Origin of the sequence: Bacteroides sp. 11BF, from assembly GCF_019633765.1 — a bacterium.
Classification (GTDB): domain Bacteria; phylum Bacteroidota; class Bacteroidia; order Bacteroidales; family Bacteroidaceae; genus Bacteroides; species Bacteroides hominis.
This window is the reverse complement of record NZ_JAFKPJ010000014.1, coordinates 90,108-106,919: the sequence shown is the minus strand read 5'-3', so window position 1 is coordinate 106,919 and position 16,812 is coordinate 90,108. Positions and strand designations below refer to the sequence as shown.

At 46.1% G+C, this 16,812-nt stretch carries 11 protein-coding genes; 8 read left to right on the top strand and 3 right to left on the bottom strand.

Features of this window, described 5'->3' with window-relative positions:
- Window positions 1-49: 49 nt before the first annotated feature.
- Complete coding sequence (locus JZY04_RS15265) at window positions 50-1,696, bottom strand: glycoside hydrolase family 32 protein (protein ID WP_122143199.1); 1,647 nt, start codon at window positions 1,694-1,696, stop codon at window positions 50-52.
- 240 nt (window positions 1,697-1,936) lie between these two features.
- On the opposite strand from JZY04_RS15265, the gene JZY04_RS15260 reads away from it, so the two are divergent.
- Window positions 1,937-3,409, top strand: a complete 1,473-nt coding sequence (locus JZY04_RS15260) for an alpha-L-fucosidase (protein WP_122143200.1) — start codon at window positions 1,937-1,939, stop codon at window positions 3,407-3,409.
- Window positions 3,410-3,528: 119 nt separating this feature from the next.
- Complete coding sequence (locus JZY04_RS15255; RefSeq protein ID WP_122143201.1) at window positions 3,529-4,461, top strand: AraC family transcriptional regulator; 933 nt, start codon at window positions 3,529-3,531, stop codon at window positions 4,459-4,461.
- Here the strand turns inward: JZY04_RS15255 and JZY04_RS15250 are convergent.
- Window positions 4,406-5,464, bottom strand: coding sequence for an alpha-L-fucosidase (locus tag JZY04_RS15250; RefSeq protein WP_122143202.1), 1,059 nt, complete (start codon window positions 5,462-5,464; stop codon window positions 4,406-4,408). The two genes, JZY04_RS15255 and JZY04_RS15250, sit on opposite strands and share 56 nt — an antisense overlap.
- 254 nt (window positions 5,465-5,718) lie before the next feature.
- On the opposite strand from JZY04_RS15250, the gene JZY04_RS15245 reads away from it, so the two are divergent.
- Both JZY04_RS15245 and JZY04_RS15240 read left to right on the top strand, forming a co-directional pair.
- Window positions 5,719-8,481 (top strand): TonB-dependent receptor, encoded by a 2,763-nt coding sequence (locus JZY04_RS15245; protein WP_122143203.1) that lies wholly within the window; start codon window positions 5,719-5,721, stop codon window positions 8,479-8,481.
- A 188-nt stretch (window positions 8,482-8,669) separates the two neighbouring features.
- The gene (locus JZY04_RS15240) at window positions 8,670-9,602 is read left to right on the top strand and encodes a metallophosphoesterase (RefSeq protein ID WP_005782938.1); all 933 of its coding nucleotides are present in this window, start codon (window positions 8,670-8,672) and stop codon (window positions 9,600-9,602) included.
- Window positions 9,603-10,342: 740 nt separating this feature from the next.
- Here the strand turns inward: JZY04_RS15240 and JZY04_RS15235 are convergent.
- Window positions 10,343-12,154 carry a mechanosensitive ion channel family protein gene (locus tag JZY04_RS15235; protein ID WP_005822472.1) on the bottom strand — a complete coding sequence of 604 codons (1,812 nt, stop codon included), beginning with the start codon at window positions 12,152-12,154 and terminating at the stop codon, window positions 10,343-10,345.
- 125 nt (window positions 12,155-12,279) lie between these two features.
- On the opposite strand from JZY04_RS15235, the gene JZY04_RS15230 reads away from it, so the two are divergent.
- From JZY04_RS15230 to coaD, 4 genes are all read left to right on the top strand, one after another.
- Window positions 12,280-13,242, top strand: coding sequence for a calcium/sodium antiporter (locus tag JZY04_RS15230; protein ID WP_005782936.1), 963 nt, complete (start codon window positions 12,280-12,282; stop codon window positions 13,240-13,242).
- A gap of 88 nt (window positions 13,243-13,330) precedes the next feature.
- On the top strand, window positions 13,331-14,467 hold the full coding sequence (locus JZY04_RS15225; protein ID WP_032540912.1) for a hypothetical protein: 1,137 nt from the start codon (window positions 13,331-13,333) through the stop codon (window positions 14,465-14,467).
- A 5-nt stretch (window positions 14,468-14,472) separates the two neighbouring features.
- Window positions 14,473-16,344: a DNA topoisomerase IV subunit B gene (locus JZY04_RS15220; protein WP_005782933.1), complete on the top strand. Its 1,872-nt coding sequence runs from the start codon at window positions 14,473-14,475 to the stop codon at window positions 16,342-16,344.
- A 2-nt stretch (window positions 16,345-16,346) separates the two neighbouring features.
- A complete protein-coding gene (gene coaD / locus JZY04_RS15215) occupies window positions 16,347-16,799 on the top strand; it encodes a pantetheine-phosphate adenylyltransferase (RefSeq protein WP_005812543.1) in 453 nt (150 codons plus the stop codon).
- The last annotated feature ends 13 nt before the right edge of the window (window positions 16,800-16,812 follow it).

Here is a 16,812-nt window from a genome sequence, read left to right as displayed (position 1 = left end):
GACGTCCTGAAGCAAAGAAACAGGACGCCTTATCAAAAGAAAATGTTCGTTACCAGATGGATTTTACCGAGAACACTTCCAAGTTCTTGACTTCTATGTTGTTACCCCAGAAGTGAAGTCCTTCGCGATTTCCTTCACGCGGGCTCCGTTTCATCGAATACGAATAAGCTCCTCCGTCGATGAAGACTTCGATGGAGGTACGGTCGATGTATATGTCGGCTGTCAGTTCCATACTGGTGCGGTCGTCGGGTGAATAGAACACACCGTTTATCAGATTGGAGTTCATGTCATAATCCACCAGAGGCTGTCCGTAAAGATTCAGTCCGGCACTGGTGGCATGTGATAACTTGATGGTAGTCCGTATCCGCAAACAGTCTTTATCGGAAAATGATTGCAACCGCCCGTTGGCTGCATCAGAAGTAAGTGATGTCCAGTTTCCTACCGGCCGGAACAGTTGCTCTGCCTCCCTGACAGGAACACTAAACAAACGGACTCCCTTTGAAGTAGTACGAAGAGTCAGTTCATTGGGCAGCAGCATCATTCCGTTGAACGGCATGCCATCGTGTGAAATTCGTCCCCAGCCTATCTGGATGCGACGTCCGTCGCTGGCAGGCAGGTTGCTATAGGTTTGGGCAGCATACATACTTCCTGTATAATAGTAGTACTTACCCGCCTCCGGAGTAAATGTCTGACCATCGAACGATCCCAGCATATAAGTACCCGAGGCTCCGTACATCACCCATTTCGTGTGATTCTTATCTCCGTCAACCGGCAGCTCAAACAGTTCGGGACATTCCCAGAAACCGGTAACATGGCTCTTGTACTCCCAGTTCTTCAGGTCGGAAGAGTTGTAGATGGAGTGTCCGTCCCGCTCGTTGAGCACCATCACCCAATGTTTGCCGGGTGCGTACCAGAAAACTTTCGGATCACGTGTGTCTTTACTATTCCATTTTGCCTTTGAGTCTATCACCGGATTGCCTTCGTATTTGGTAAACGTACGTCCCCGGTCGAGGCTGTAGGCAATGCACTGCCGCTGTTTCTCCGGATTATCCACTGTATAGGCGGCTACCAGTGCCGGCTCTCCTTTTTTATTAAATCCGGCGGTATTATCATAATCGATCACGGCCGAACCGGAGAAGATGGTTCCCAGTTCATCGGGGTGCAAAGCATCCGGCAGTTCCTCCCAATGTACCAGGTCACGGCTCACGGCATGTCCCCAGGTCATGTTCTCCCATTCCCGTTCGTAAGGATTATGCTGATAGAAAAGATGGTATTCACCTTCATAGTAAACCAATCCGTTAGGATCGTTAATCCATCCGCGACGGGTAGTGAAGTGAAATTGCGGACGGTTCTTCTCTTTATACAGGCTGTCTTGCCCCGCAATCACATCGTCCTGATAGATCTTCTCCAATCCAGCAGACTCTCCTTCATAGCTGATTCGGAGTGTCTTGCCTTTCCAGAAAGAAACATCGCAAAATACCCAATAATCGGGTTTCCCGTCGGCCAGGCGAATCACGAAATTACGTTCCGGAGCCCCTTTCACCTCGAATGTCATTTTCTTCCGGTCCATTTGGTGGGACACGGGAAGGTTGATATACTTCTTCGTAATCTTCAGCGTAACATCGCCGGCAAATGAAGCAAACAGGTTACCGGCAAGCAGCGTTGCGGCAAGAAATAATTTTGTAGTCAAATGCATAGTTTTATTTTGTTAGTTAATAATGGAAAACCTGAGTGCAATTTTACGCATTTTTTCAGGGATAAGCTATCACTCAGCGTACAAAACGTATCACTCAAGTTACCCGAAAGATATTCCCAATGGAAGCGACCGGCAGAGAATGACGGATTTAGCAAAGTTTATCACGGATTCAGCCAGAACCGGTAACCATAAAATGACCATCTTTGCAGCATATTACATTTTATATTATATCTGATCATCATGAAACATCTTACAAACATTTGCAAAGCAGCCTGTGGAGTCTGCCTGGGGGCAGCCTTATATGCCTGTACATCTACTGCCGTACAAACCGGGCCCCTGCCCACCAAAGGGCAACAAGCCATGATTGACCGTAAATACGGCATGTTTCTCCACTTCGGCATGAACACTTACCTCAACGTGGAATGGAGTGACGGCACTGCCCCCGCCTCAACGTATGCCCCTCCTGCCGACATCGCGCAGAAAGCCGCACAATGGGTGAAAACAGCCAAAGAAGCCGGAATGCGCTCCATCGTACTTATTACGAAACACCACGATGGCTTCTGCCTTTGGGACAGTAAATATACCGACCATGACATCGCCAATCCGGGCATCAAGCACAAAGTAGACATCGTACGCGCCGTATCGGATGCCTGCCACGAACAGGGAATCGCATTTTCCATATATTATTCTCTTTGGGACCGCCATGAACCCAGCTATAAGGATTCCGACAAATATAAATACATCGGGTTTATGAAAAATCAACTTGAGGAGCTGATGACCCAATATGGAACCGTACACGAACTCTGGTTCGACGGTGGATGGGACCGTAAAGTGGAAGACTGGCATCTGCAAGAGGTATACGATTACGTCAAAAAGATGCAACCAGAATGTCAGATATCTACCAACTGGACTATCGGCAAACGTCCGGTAGACATGCAGGAGGGCGATTCAATCATCTACTTCCCGTCTGACTTCCGTTTATGGGACCCGTTTCTCCCGGTAAAGGATGATCCTAAAATATATACACATAGCGGGAAGCAATACTATCTGCCTTTTGAAAGCACACAGACCATTTCTGTCCTTGGCAGTTGGTTCAATCATCCGGAAGACAGTACCGTACGTGAACTCGACGAGTTGGAGGAAATATTCTATGTGGCAACATCCAATGACAACTGTTTGCTACTGAATATCCCACCGGACACCAACGGCGAACAAAGCCCCAAAGCAGTGGAGCGCATCAAAGAACTGGCCAAGCTGCTGGGTATCGATTCCGGTAAACCGTTCCCGAAAACGTTGAAGCGTCCCCAGTCTATCACGACCGATGCACGGGCCGAAGCAAGCAGCACACTCAAAAACGACACCCTCCATTACGGAGCCAATTATGCAGTGGACAGTGACGTTACAACCTCCTGGATCAGTGCAGACTCCATCGGCTCCATCACTGTCACTCTGGACAGGGAAGCCAGTTTCAGCAAGTTCTTTATAATAGAATCAGAGAACAGCATCCGGAAGTTCTCCGTCGAGGCAATAAAGGAAGGAAAAGAGATACAGGTTTACCAAAGCGAAGTATTGCCACTCACCAATTCCAATAGTTTCATGGGATACGGAATCATCGAATTCACACTTCCCGAAGTATTGACAACCCGACAGTTCCGTATACAAATTCAACAGTCCGACGGACATCCCAGCATCTATTCCATCCGTTTAAAATAGTCCGACTGTCCCAATATAAATGGATAACGTATAAAAACACGTTATCCATTTGTTTTTTTAGCCCCAAACATTTACCTTTAAACCCGCATAAAACAATGTGTTTGCCTCAAACGATACATATGCCAATCTCAAACACGACATACACCTTTTCATTATCTATGCTCTACGCTGGCTTCAAGCGTGTAGAGAACTGGTGGAATTTCAGGAATGTCATCAGTCCGTTTTACCGCCTGTACTATATTGAGAACGGACGAGGAAGAGTATATATAAATAATGTGGTTTATGACCTTTTACCGGGCCAATTGTTCCTAATCCCCAAGTTTGCCTTCCACAGTTATGAATGCGATGACTTTATGGATCACTATTATATCTGTTTCTTTGATGATTTGAACGGAGTGCCGGGAGTGCTCAATCCACTTCAGCTAAACTTGCAACCGGAAGCCGCTCCGATGGACTTCTCACTGATAAAACGTTATCTGGAACTTAATCCGTACAAGTCATTACAGGTTGTAGACCCACAGAGTTATGACAATACCAAGTCACTTTATGAAAACAGGACCGAGAAAAATCTATCGCAGTTGTCCCACACCATAGAGAGTCATGGAATCCTGCTGCAACTTTTCTCCCGCTTCATTACAGAAGCCAGTATGAGTCAACTACACGGCAGTAACTCATACATCAAACTGGACGAGGTGATACAATACATCCACAAGAACCTCGACAAACGTATTACGGTAATCGAGCTATCCGAGCGGATGTGTCTCACCCCTGACCATTTCTCGAAAGTATTCAAAAAGATAATCGGTGTGTCTCCCTGCGAATACATCCAGATGAAACGTATCGAACGGGCACAAGCCATGCTGATCTCTTCGAAACTCAATATCATGCAGATAGCGGAATGTGTCGGCATTTATAATCCTGCGCAATTCACCCGCTTGTTCAGCAAGCTGACCCAATGTTCGCCCAGAGAATACCGGGCGAAACAATTGAATGATATCACTTACTTACGGAAGAAAGATTCAGCTTCTCACGCAAGCGGTTCAGAATCGTGATATCTTCTTGCCTCAGTTTGCCGTCACGACCGGGAGGGCAGTTTAAAATCAAAATATTGTCATTCCTGGTACATTGACGGTATAGTTTCGCCAACTCGTCAACAGACTTGAAGTTTGTATCCGTAGTATGATAAAACCAACGGTCACTAATACAAACGGTCGACTCCCAAGGCATATAATAATCTTTGCCGTCATGGGTAAACAGCTTCGGGTCATCGTCTGCCGGCAGGTACGGATCGCCCAGTCTGAAGTCACTCGGAAAATAACGAATCGGATATCCCGCCCGTTGATCACCCGGCAACACAGGATGCGCATCCGCATTTTCAGGTGAACCGATGCTCCAGTTGATGCCTATCTGGCATTCGGGTTCTTTCGACTTGATGGTTTGATAGATATCCATCACCGGCCAACGGTAATTCTGTTTCACCCATCCTCCGTCAAACCAGAACTCAACAATAGGAGTATGCTTTCGTGCAATGTCGACCAGTTCGGCGAGTTGCCGAAGCATATACTCATTGTATCCGGCATCTTTACTCCGGTCGTCAACGTCCCGGTTCATTTTGCGGTCCCAAAGTGAGTAATATAACCCAAGCCCAATTTTATACTTTTTGCAAGCCTTGGCCACAGCTTCTACCACATCGGTTTTGTTTCCGGAAGCAGCCACATCGTAATCGGTATACTTACTGTCCCAAAGACAGAACCCATCGTGATGTTTAGTGATCAGAATCACATATTTCATACCCGCGTCCCTGGCGGTTCTTATCCACTGTTCGGCATCAATGGCAACAGGCGCATACGAGGAAGCCGGCTTGGAACCGTCCGTCCACTCTTCATTATGGAAAGTATTGATGCCAAAGTGAATGAACATGCCATACTTACGTGCGATCTGCTTCTGTTGTGCCTTGCCGGGGAGGTCAGAGGGAACAGGAAGAATCAGTTTTTGTGCATGAGCACTTATGCCCAGCATCATTAAAAGAAAGCTGCTTAAAAAGAATCTCTTCATAACTAATAATAAACTTGATGGTACATCACAGGATTATTCTCTACACAGCACAAAGATACCGGACATCCCGAAAGGTAACTTTTCAAAAAACGGGGTATTATTGACTGTTTTAGTGTTATTGGGTAAGAAGATAACGACAGACAGGCGATAACAGAATCGTAACATCTTTGTCACCCAGCGTTCAAACAACTGTAAAAGTGACGAAACTTCCTCCCTCTACTTTTGCAACAAATTATTAACGCATACTAACAAATATGAAACGAATTCTGAAACTGGTATCATTCGTTCTTTTATTATCGAACATGGGCGGTCATCTCTACGCCGATGAAAAAGCAAACGTAGTAAAACAAGGTACGATCCGGGGACGTATCATCGACACATCCAAACAGACATTACCGGGGGCCTCGATCTACATCGAGAACCTGAAAACAGGAGTAACCAGCGACGTAAACGGTTTTTATACCTTCGCCAATCTCAATCCGGGAACTTACACCGTAAAAGTAAGCTATGTGGGATATGCTCCCGTAGAAATGAAAATAACGATTCCCGAAGGCAAGACGCTCGAAAGAGATGTCATACTGAATGAAGGGGTCGAATTGCAGGAAATTGTAATAGGCGGTGCTTTTCAAGGCCAGCGCCGCGCCATCAACTCACAAAAGAACAGTCTGGGCATCAAGAATGTGGTTTCTGCCGATCAGGTAGGTAAGTTTCCAGACTCAAACATCGGAGATGCGCTGAAGCGCATCTCGGGTATCAACGTTCAATATGACCAGGGTGAAGCCCGTTTCGGACAGGTACGCGGTACATCGGCAGACCTCAGTTCTGTCACGATCAACGGTAACCGTATCCCATCGGCAGAAGGTGATACACGTAACGTGCAGCTTGACCTGATTCCGGCGGATATGATTCAGACCATCGAAGTGAGCAAAGTGGTAACCTCGGACATGGACGGCGACGCCATCGGAGGATCGATCAATCTGGTCACCAAGAACTCTCCTTATAAACGTACGCTGACAGCCACAGCCGGTTCCGGCTACAACTGGATCAGCGAAAAGGCACAGCTGAACCTGGGATTGACTTATGGCGACCGCTTCTTTAATAATAAACTGGGAGTCATGCTATCGGCTTCGTATCAAAATGCCCCTTCGGGTTCGTACGATACGGAATTCCTCTGGGAGAAAGACGATAAAGGCAATGTATATATCAACGACTATCAGATACGCCAGTATTATGTGACCCGCGAACGCCAGAGCTATTCGGCAGCCCTGGATTGGGACATCAACGAAAACCATAAACTGATGTTCAAAGGTATTTTCAATAACCGGAACGACTGGGAAAACCGGTACCGCACTACTCTTAAAGATCTGGACGAAGAAGGCAAAGCAACCGTACGCGTACAGACTAAAGCCGGCACACCCGACAATCGGAATGCCCGTCTGGAACGCCAGCGCACAATGGACTTCACATTGGGCGGGGAGCATCTGTTCGGACCGCTATCTATGGACTGGAACGCCAGTTATGCCCAAGCAACCGAGGAGCGTCCGAACGAGCGTTACATCGACTTTCAGCTCAAGAAGCAACAATTCGATATGGATCTGAGTAACGAACACGAACCATTGGCTACTCCGAAGCCCGGCTCTACGATGACGCTGAACAAGGATTTCGGCCTGAAAGAACTTACCGAACAACAACAAGACATCAAAGAAGAAGATCTGAAATTCTCTATGAACTTCAAGCTTCCGTTCCAAAACGGAAATAAACTGAAGTTTGGAGCCAAAGTAGTGCGCAAAACCAAAGACAAGGAGGTGGATTTCTATGAATATACCCCGAAAGATGAAGATGCATTTATGACCCACAGCCTGCAAAATACGGTAGATCAGACTAACAAAAACTTCATGCCGAGTAACAAATACAAGGCAGGTGTTTATGCCAGCAAAGAATATGCAGGCTCACTGGATCTGAACAATCCTTCCTTATTTGACAAAGAACAGGTACAGGAAGAACTGGCAGGCAACTTCGAAGCACGCGAGACTGTAAGCTCGGGATACATCCGCTTCGACCAGAAACTCACCGACAACGTGGAGCTGATGACAGGACTACGCATTGAGAATACCAGCCTCAGCTATACCGGACGGACGTATGACGACGAAACAGACCAAACCTCAAAGACTGCCCGAGAGACAAACAGTTACATCAACTTCCTTCCGTCACTCCTTATGAAGTGGAGCATAAATGAAGATTTCAAGGTACGCGGTTCGTTTACCCAGACGCTGTCGCGCCCGAAGTATTCCGCCCTGGTGCCCAGCGTCAACATTAAACGTTCGGATAACGAAGTGACAGTGGGTAATCCCGGCCTGAAACCGACTCTTTCTTATAACTTCGACCTGAGCGCGGATTATTACTTCAAGAGTATCGGCCTGGTCAGCGCAGGAGTATTCTACAAGAAGATAGACGACTTCATTGTCAACCAGGTGGCTACGAACTACGAATACAACGGCAACCTATACAACCGCTTTATCCAGCCCAAGAATGCAGGCAATGCCAATCTGATAGGTATGGAACTCTCTTACCAGCGTGATTTCGGATTTATCGCTCCTGCCCTGAAATGTGTCGGCTTCTATGGCACGTATACTTTCACCCACTCCCGTGTAGAAGACTTCAACTTCGAAGGACGCGAGAACGAAAAGGACCTGAGCCTGCCGGGCTCTCCGAAGCATACCGCCAACGCATCACTTTATTTTGAGAAAAGCGGGCTGAATCTCCGCCTGAGTTATAACTTTGCCTCCGCCTTTATTGACGAGATGGGTGAAGACGCCTTTCACGACCGCTATTATGACCGTGTGAGCTATCTGGACGTAAACGCCAGTTACACTTTTGCAAAACACTACACCCTCTATGCCGAAGCAAACAACCTGCTGAATCAGCCGCTCCGCTATTATCAGGGGACAAAAGACCGCACGATGCAGGCGGAATATTATGGCGTAAAGATTAATGCCGGGTTTAAGATCAACTTCTAACCGGCTATCAGAGGAGGTTGAATCAACGGTGCAGCGGCTATTGAAAAACGGTGCACCGCTGATTAGGAAACGGTGCATCGCTCCTTTAAAAACGGTGCACCGTGAGTCTGAGATTAAAACCGTCTTCTCGCATCACTGATGAAAAAACGTATTCAATTCATTAATAATCAATATAAAAAACCATATTTATGAAATTAAAGAACTTACTGACACTTCTGTTTATCTTCATCGGGGCGGTAGCCTCAGCCCAGATCAGGGACTACTCTATATTCGACAAGAAGTTTAACTTCTATATTGCCAACGATCTGGGACGTAACGGCTACTACGACCAGAAACCAATCGCCGAATTAATGGGAACCATGGGCGAGGAAATAGGCCCTGAATTTGTACTGGCTCCCGGAGACGTCCATCACTTCGAAGGAGTACGCAGCGTGGACGACCCGCTTTGGATGACCAACTTTGAGCTGATCTACAGTCATCCGGAGCTGATGATCGACTGGTATCCTGTGTTGGGAAACCACGAATACCGGGGTAATACACAGGCTGTACTGGACTACAGCCGGGTGAGCCGCCGCTGGACCATGCCTGCACGTTATTACACCAAGACATTTGAAGAAAAAGGTGCCACCATCCGCATTGTCTGGATAGATACCGCTCCCCTGATCGACAAATACCGCAACGAAACCGAAACTTATCCCGATGCCTGCCGGCAGGATATGAACGGACAACTGGCTTGGCTGGATTCTGTGCTGACTGCAGCCAAAGAGGACTGGGTAATCGTTGCCGGCCATCATCCTATCTATGCCGAAACACCGAAAGACCAGAGTGAGCGCGGTGATTTGCAAAAACGGCTCGACCCTATCCTGAGGAAGCATAAGGTAGATATGTACATCTGCGGACACATTCACAACTTCCAGCATATCCGTGTACCGGGCAGTGATACCGACTATATCGTAAACTCTGCCGGATCGCTGGCGCGTAAGGTGAAACCGGTTGAAGGTACTCAATTCTGTAGTCCCGAACCGGGCTTTTCTGTATGTTCTGCCGATAAAAAGGAATTGAACTTACGTATGATCGATAAAAAAGGGAATATACTCTATACAGTGACCCGAAAGAAATAAATCACTCTCTCTTGAAAAATACACAACTTTCAAAGAGCCGGCTTCTTCGCGACGAAAGAGCCGGCTCTGTTTTATGGGGCACAGGAGCCAATTACGCAAACTGACACTGAGTTTTAATCTTTAGGAATATATAAGATAGAATCAGTCTCTATATCCTCTATAGTAAATCAGAACCTGAAAGCTCTATAGTACTCCTGCTTCTTCACTCTGCAATGAATCGGAGAACCAACTCTCTGAGAGATTCTATTTGTCAATATTCAAAAACAAATCAACAATCCACAAAACGTATTAAATAATTACCAAAAGTGAATTAAGAGCGTTTACCTCTCGAAAAATCGTCGTCTAAGACGACAAAAATTGTCATCTTAGACGATGTTTTGTTGAGATCGTGACGACGGTATATCGCCCTCTGGACGACGATTTTCAATTTTCCCGATTTTGTATAAAAAGAAAACCGCTACGGATAGCGGTTTCTAATGGTATTATGTCTTAATTTTTACTTATCTTGATTTCTGCTTTTTTTTAGAGGATCTATCCAGATGCTGACCAAGCGGGTGGGATTCTTCTTTTTAATCTCCGTAAAGATAGGAACAATCGTTTGAGAAAGCAAAGAAACAGGGCGAAAACTTATTTCTTACGATAAAAGACATAGAGTGTGCCATAAAGTATTTATTCTTAATTAACCGGAAACTTAACCGCTTGGGATCCTCCGTGGTGTGAGTTTTTGACTCATCCGCTTACTACTGCTTATCGGTTTTAGGTCTCAGATCATCTTTCGGAATGGTAGACTCGTTGCCGTCACGCATAGCCATATAGTGAGGTGACATGATTTCGACGCCCGCTTCATTAAAACGATCCTGAATGTTCTGATGCAGATCCGAATAAATTTGCGCCAGCTTATCCGCCTCGCGAATATAAGCATTGATCTGATAAACCGGGTACCAGTCGCTTAATGACGTTTCAAGTACAAACGGACGAGGATCATCAATCACTCCGGGAGTATTCAAGGCGGCTTCTATCAGCAACTGGTGCACCTGACGCCAGGGAGCATCGTAACCAATGGTCACCTCTGAGTGAATAATCAATCCGTATTCGCGCGCCGAAGAGCTATAGTTCACCGTATGGGACGACATGATAAACGAGTTGGGGATTGTCACCACTTCATTCTTCGGTGTCCTGATCCTGGTCACCAAAGGTGTTTTTTCTATCACGTTCCCGGTAGTATCATTCAGCTGGATGCGGTCCCCTAACTTGAAAGGACGCATATAGGTAATGACGAGTCCCGCAATGATATTACCGATCACCGTACTGGACCCCAACGAAACGATCAATCCGACGAAGACCGATATTCCCTGAAACACCCCGCTTCTGGATCCCGGCAAATAAGGATAGATCATCGCAATCATAAATGCATAAAGCAAAAAGCGGATAATATGGAAAGTAGGCATTGCCCAGTCGGGATAAAAACCGCCGAACTTAAGCCGCCCGGCCTCAATCTCACGGGACAGATAGTGGACAAAACGCACCAGATATTTAATAGCATACCAGATAATAAAGATGGTGAACAGATTGGGAATATAATCGACGATGCCTACCAAAATATCCTTCACCGGATTCCAGATGTACGAAAAGATCGTGTCGGCCAACCCCTTGGTCTGCGGAAAAATAACAAATAGAAGCGGAACAGTAATCAACAACTGGAGAAACACCAGCACATAACGCAACAGGTTGGAAAGGAAGATCAGCAAATTAACCTGCCGTTGTGTGTCCAGCAGTTCATAGTCCTGAATGGAAATGGGTTTCAACTTTGTGTCCTTCAGCTTCTGGATACGTACTTTCAGCTTACGGAAAAGCCAGGTAGTAAGCCGGAACAAGAGATATTGCCCCACCAATACTAAAACGAAATAGAGAATCCGTTTACCCAATTGCCAGAAGCTGTGTTCCTCTTTTAGTTCCTTCAGCTTCTTCACCACCACGATACGCTTATCTGCCGCCAGTTGCTCACGGGAACGTCCTTCCCACAACCCGTCCTGATCGGTAAACGAAGCAATGACCTTATTGCCATACATCAAATCGGACACTATATCACTGCTCTCTATATATACCGAATCGGGATGCAGCGTAAACCGTCTACCCAATTGGGTAATGGCCGCGTCAATCATTTCAGCCCTCTGCAACGGAGTATATCCTCCACGCTTGGTGTAGAGATAAAACAACGTATCACCCTCAACCACCACCGGTACGCCCGGAGTGAACTGACGGAGCGAGTCGATGCGTGCTTTCTGCTGTGCCAGCTTCACAGAATCGGCAGCAAAGGCCTTCAACCTCAACTGCTCCATTTCCATACGCATATTGGCTTCATTCAGACGTGCCTCTTCCAACTCCCTTTTCATATTTGCCATCCGTATGGAATCCGAATCATTCCGGACCGTGGTATGGGTAACGGCACTGTCGCCGGTCAGTATCTCCCGGACCGCTTTCCCTAACTGGGCAAACATACTGTTGGCCACTAACAGAAACAACAAAAGGCTGAATAATCTGTTCTTCTTCATATCAAAAACTCATATAGTCATTGTCACTAAAATGGATAAACGTGCCAAACATACAGATTGTTTTTGACATAGCATAGAGTGAAATCACTATATTTGCACCCGAATCAGTAATTTAAGGTATCAACATGGATATATTACTACTTATCGGAGGATTACTCCTTATTTTAGTGGGCGCCAACTGCCTGACGGATGGAGCTGCGTCCGTAGCCAAACGTTTCCATATTCCTTCCATTGTGATCGGACTGACCATTGTAGCTTTCGGGACATCGGCACCGGAACTGACGGTAAGTGTATCATCCGCCCTGAAAGGCAGTGCGGACATCGCTGTCGGCAACGTTGTGGGAAGCAACATTTTCAATACCTTGATGATCGTGGGTTGCACAGCCCTCTTCGCTCCCATTGTAATCACCCGGAACACCTTGAGAAAAGAAATTCCCTTGTGTATTCTTTCTTCCATTGTTCTGCTGATATGTGCCAACGATGTCTTTCTGGACAAAGCTCCCCGTAATACATTAAGTATTTCAGACGGATTGATTCTGCTCTGCTTCTTCACGATCTTTCTGGGCTACACATTTGCCATAGCTTCTCGTAATACGAACGACGCCCAGCCACCGGAAGAAGAAATCAAAAGTCTCCCGATGTGGAAATCCGTACTTTTTATTCTGGGCGGATTAGGCGGACTTATCTTCGGAGGACAGTGGTTTGTAGAAGGAGCAAGTAACATCGCCCGTAATCTGGGTGTCAGCGAATCCGTTATCGGACTCACACTCGTAGCCGGAGGCACCTCCCTGCCCGAACTGGCTACCTCCATTGTGGCTGCCTTGAAAAAGAATCCCGAAATAGCCATCGGCAACGTCATAGGCAGCAATCTGTTCAATATCTTCTTTGTGTTGGGGTGCAGTGCCTCCATCACCCCCTTACAGTTGGCAGGCATCAATAATTTCGATCTTTTCACGTTGGTCGGATCAGGCATCCTGCTCTGGTTTTTCGGATTATTCTTCGCCAAACGCACCATCACACGGATCGAAGGAAGCATTCTGGTCTTGTGCTATATAGCCTATACAACCTATCTTATCTATCAGATCTGAAAACATTGAGGCACACAGTTTTTAGTTTCTGTACGTGGTAATTTAAAGATTATCACGTATCTTTGCTGCCTCATCATAAATACAAGTTATGGCCATTACAATTAAAAAGGTATCGACGAAAAGAGAACTTAAGAAATTCATTCGTTTTAATTACGAATTATACAAAGAGAATCCCTATTCCGTACCTGACCTCTACGACGACATGCTGAACACATTCAATAAGAAGAAAAACGCGGCTTTCGAATTTTGTGAAGCCGAATACTTTCTGGCTTATAAAGACGGGAAAATCGTAGGGCGCATCGCAGGTATCATCAACCACCGTGCCAATGCCACCTGGAACAAGAAAGATGTCCGTTTCGGTTGGATCGATTTCATCGACGACCTCGAAGTATCTTCGAAACTCTTGCAAACCGTAGAAGAATGGGGCAAGTCCAAAGGAATGGAAAATATTCAGGGTCCCCTCGGATTTACTGACTTTGATGCAGAAGGCATGCTGATCGAAGGGTTCGACCAACTCAGCACCATGGCCACTATCTATAACTATCCCTACTATCCGCAACATATGGAGAAACTGGGATTCGACAAAGACGCCGATTGGGTGGAATATAAAATCTTCATTCCCGATGCCATTCCCGAAAAACATCAGCGCATATCCGATCTTATCCAACGTAAATATAACCTCAAGGTAAAGAAATACACTTCATCCAGAAAGATCGCAGCCGATTACGGACAAGCCATCTTCGAATTGATGAACGAAGCTTACAGCCCGCTGTATGGCTACTCTCCCCTCTCCCAACGCCAGATTGACCAATACGTAAAAATGTATCTCCCGATTGTCGACCTGCGGATGGTGACCCTGATTACCGATGCGGAAGACAAACTGATCGCCGTAGGAATTTCAATGCCTTCACTTTCAGAAGCATTGCAGAAATCACACGGACGATTACTCCCCCTCGGATGGTATTATCTGCTGAAGGCATTATTTATGAAACGACGGGCCAAAATGCTTGACTTGCTGCTTGTAGCCGTAAAACCGGAGTACCAGAACAAAGGTGTTAATGCTTTGTTATTTTCCGATTTAATTCCGGTTTATCAAAAATTAGGTTTTATCTTTGCAGAAAGCAACCCTGAACTGGAAATGAACGGAAAAGTTCAGGCACAATGGGAATACTTTAAAACCGAACAACATAAACGACGTCGTGCGTTTACTAAGAAGATAGACTAAAAACAATGGAAGAGAACGAACTGATACCTGTAGACAACAACCCTGTAGAATATACAGACGACAACATCCGCCACCTGAGCGACATGGAACATGTGCGCACCCGTCCGGGTATGTACATCGGTAAGCTGGGCGACGGTTCGCATCCCGAAGACGGAATTTATGTCCTTCTGAAAGAAGTTATTGACAACAGTATCGACGAGTTCAAAATGCAATCCGGCAAGAAGATTGAAATCAGAATTGAAGAGAATCTTCGTGTCAGCGTACGCGACTACGGCCGTGGTATCCCACAGGGAAAACTGGTAGAAGCAGTCAGTGTGCTGAACACCGGTGGTAAGTATGACAGCAAAGCATTCAAGAAGAGTGTCGGACTGAACGGTGTCGGCGTGAAAGCTGTCAATGCCTTGAGCTCAAATTTCGAAGTACGTAGTTACCGGGATGGTAAAGTGCGCTGCGCCACTTTTACCAAAGGTGAGTTGATAACAGATCACACCGAGGATACCGAGGAAGAAAACGGTACTTACATCTTCTTCGAGCCCGATAATACTTTATTTCTGAATTATACTTTCCGTCCCGAATTTATCGAGACGATGCTGCGCAATTATACCTACCTGAACACCGGGTTGGCCATTATCTATAACGGGCAGCGGATTCTTTCGCGTAACGGTCTGGTCGATTTGCTGAATGATAATATGACAGCTACCGGACTCTACCCCATCGTCCACCTCAAGGGAGAGGATATCGAAATCGCTTTTACCCATACAGGACAATATGGCGAAGAGTACTATTCATTCGTCAATGGACAGCACACCACTCAGGGAGGTACCCATCAAAGTGCGTTCAAAGAACACATTGCCCGCACTATCAAGGAATTCTATAATAAGAACCAGGACTATACCGACATCCGTAACGGATTGGTAGCCGCCATTGCTGTCAATGTGGAAGAACCCATGTTCGAGAGCCAGACTAAAATTAAACTCGGCTCTACCAACATGTCGCCGGGTGGCGTTACTGTGAATAAGTTCGTTGGCGACTTTGTAAAACAAGAGGTAGACAATTTCCTCCACAAGCACGCGGATGTAGCCGAAATCATGTTACAGAAGATACAGGATTCGGAAAAAGAACGCAAGGCCATTGCCGGAGTTACGAAACTGGCACGTGAACGTGCAAAGAAAGCCAATCTGCACAACCGGAAACTGCGTGATTGCCGTATCCACCTGAACGATGTGAAAGGCAAAGGCCTGGAAGAGGAATCGTGCATCTTCATCACCGAGGGTGACTCGGCAAGCGGTTCCATCACCAAAAGCCGGGATGTAAACACACAAGCTGTATTCAGCCTCCGTGGTAAACCACTCAATTCTTTCGGCCTGACCAAGAAAGTGGTTTACGAAAACGAAGAATTCAATCTGCTGCAGGCCGCATTGAACATAGAAGACGGCATAGAGGGATTGCGTTATAATAAAGTGATTGTAGCGACCGATGCCGATGTGGACGGTATGCACATCCGCTTGCTGCTGATCACTTTCTTCCTCCAGTTCTTCCCCGATCTGATCAAGAAAGGACATGTATACATCCTTCAGACTCCTCTTTTCCGCGTACGCAACAAAAAGAAAACACTCTATTGCTATACCGAAGAAGAGCGGGTGAATGCCATCAAAGAACTTAGCCCGAATCCGGAAATCACCCGGTTTAAAGGTCTGGGAGAAATCTCGCCCGACGAATTCAAACACTTTATCGGTAAAGACATGCGTCTTGAACAAGTGTCGTTGCGCAAAACAGACACGGTCAAAGAACTCCTTGAATTCTATATGGGTAAGAATACAATGGAACGGCAAAACTTTATTATTGACAATCTGGTTATAGAAGAAGACATCGCATAGACATGAGAAGAGCCATCTTTCCGGGAACGTTCGACCCGTTTACTATCGGACACTATTCTGTTGTACAACGAACCCTGACATTTATGGATGAAGTTGTCATCGGCATCGGTATCAACGAAAATAAAAATACGTACTTCCCGATAGAGAAACGTGTGGAAATGATTCGTAAGTTTTATAAAGACGAACCCCGGATCAGGGTTGAATCTTACGATTGCCTGACTATTGATTTTGCCCGTCAGGTAGATGCCCGATTTATCGTCCGTGGCATCCGTACCGTGAAAGATTTCGAATACGAAGAAACCATTGCCGATATCAACCGGAAACTGGCAGGAATCGAAACCATTCTGCTGTTTACCGAACCGGAACTCACTTGTGTCAGTTCTACCATTGTACGCGAACTGCTGGGCTATAATAAAGATATCAGTATGTTTATTCCCGAAGGGATGGAAATGTAATAAATCCATGTGA

Bases quoted from the DNA above. Each gene is read 5' to 3' on its own strand.
- JZY04_RS15245 (WP_122143203.1), top strand. From the start codon at position 5,719: ATGAAACGAATTCTGAAACTGGTATCATTCGTTCTTTTATTATCGAAC.
- coaD (WP_005812543.1), top strand. From the start codon at position 16,347: ATGAGAAGAGCCATCTTTCCGGGAACGTTCGACCCGTTTACTATCGGA.
- JZY04_RS15255 (WP_122143201.1), top strand. From the start codon at position 3,529: ATGCCAATCTCAAACACGACATACACCTTTTCATTATCTATGCTCTAC.
- JZY04_RS15235 (WP_005822472.1), bottom strand. From the start codon at position 12,154: ATGAAGAAGAACAGATTATTCAGCCTTTTGTTGTTTCTGTTAGTGGCC.
- JZY04_RS15220 (WP_005782933.1), top strand. From the start codon at position 14,473: ATGGAAGAGAACGAACTGATACCTGTAGACAACAACCCTGTAGAATAT.
- JZY04_RS15230 (WP_005782936.1), top strand. From the start codon at position 12,280: ATGGATATATTACTACTTATCGGAGGATTACTCCTTATTTTAGTGGGC.
- JZY04_RS15225 (WP_032540912.1), top strand. From the start codon at position 13,331: ATGGCCATTACAATTAAAAAGGTATCGACGAAAAGAGAACTTAAGAAA.
- JZY04_RS15260 (WP_122143200.1), top strand. From the start codon at position 1,937: ATGAAACATCTTACAAACATTTGCAAAGCAGCCTGTGGAGTCTGCCTG.
- JZY04_RS15250 (WP_122143202.1), bottom strand. From the start codon at position 5,464: ATGAAGAGATTCTTTTTAAGCAGCTTTCTTTTAATGATGCTGGGCATA.
- JZY04_RS15265 (WP_122143199.1), bottom strand. From the start codon at position 1,696: ATGCATTTGACTACAAAATTATTTCTTGCCGCAACGCTGCTTGCCGGT.
- JZY04_RS15240 (WP_005782938.1), top strand. From the start codon at position 8,670: ATGAAATTAAAGAACTTACTGACACTTCTGTTTATCTTCATCGGGGCG.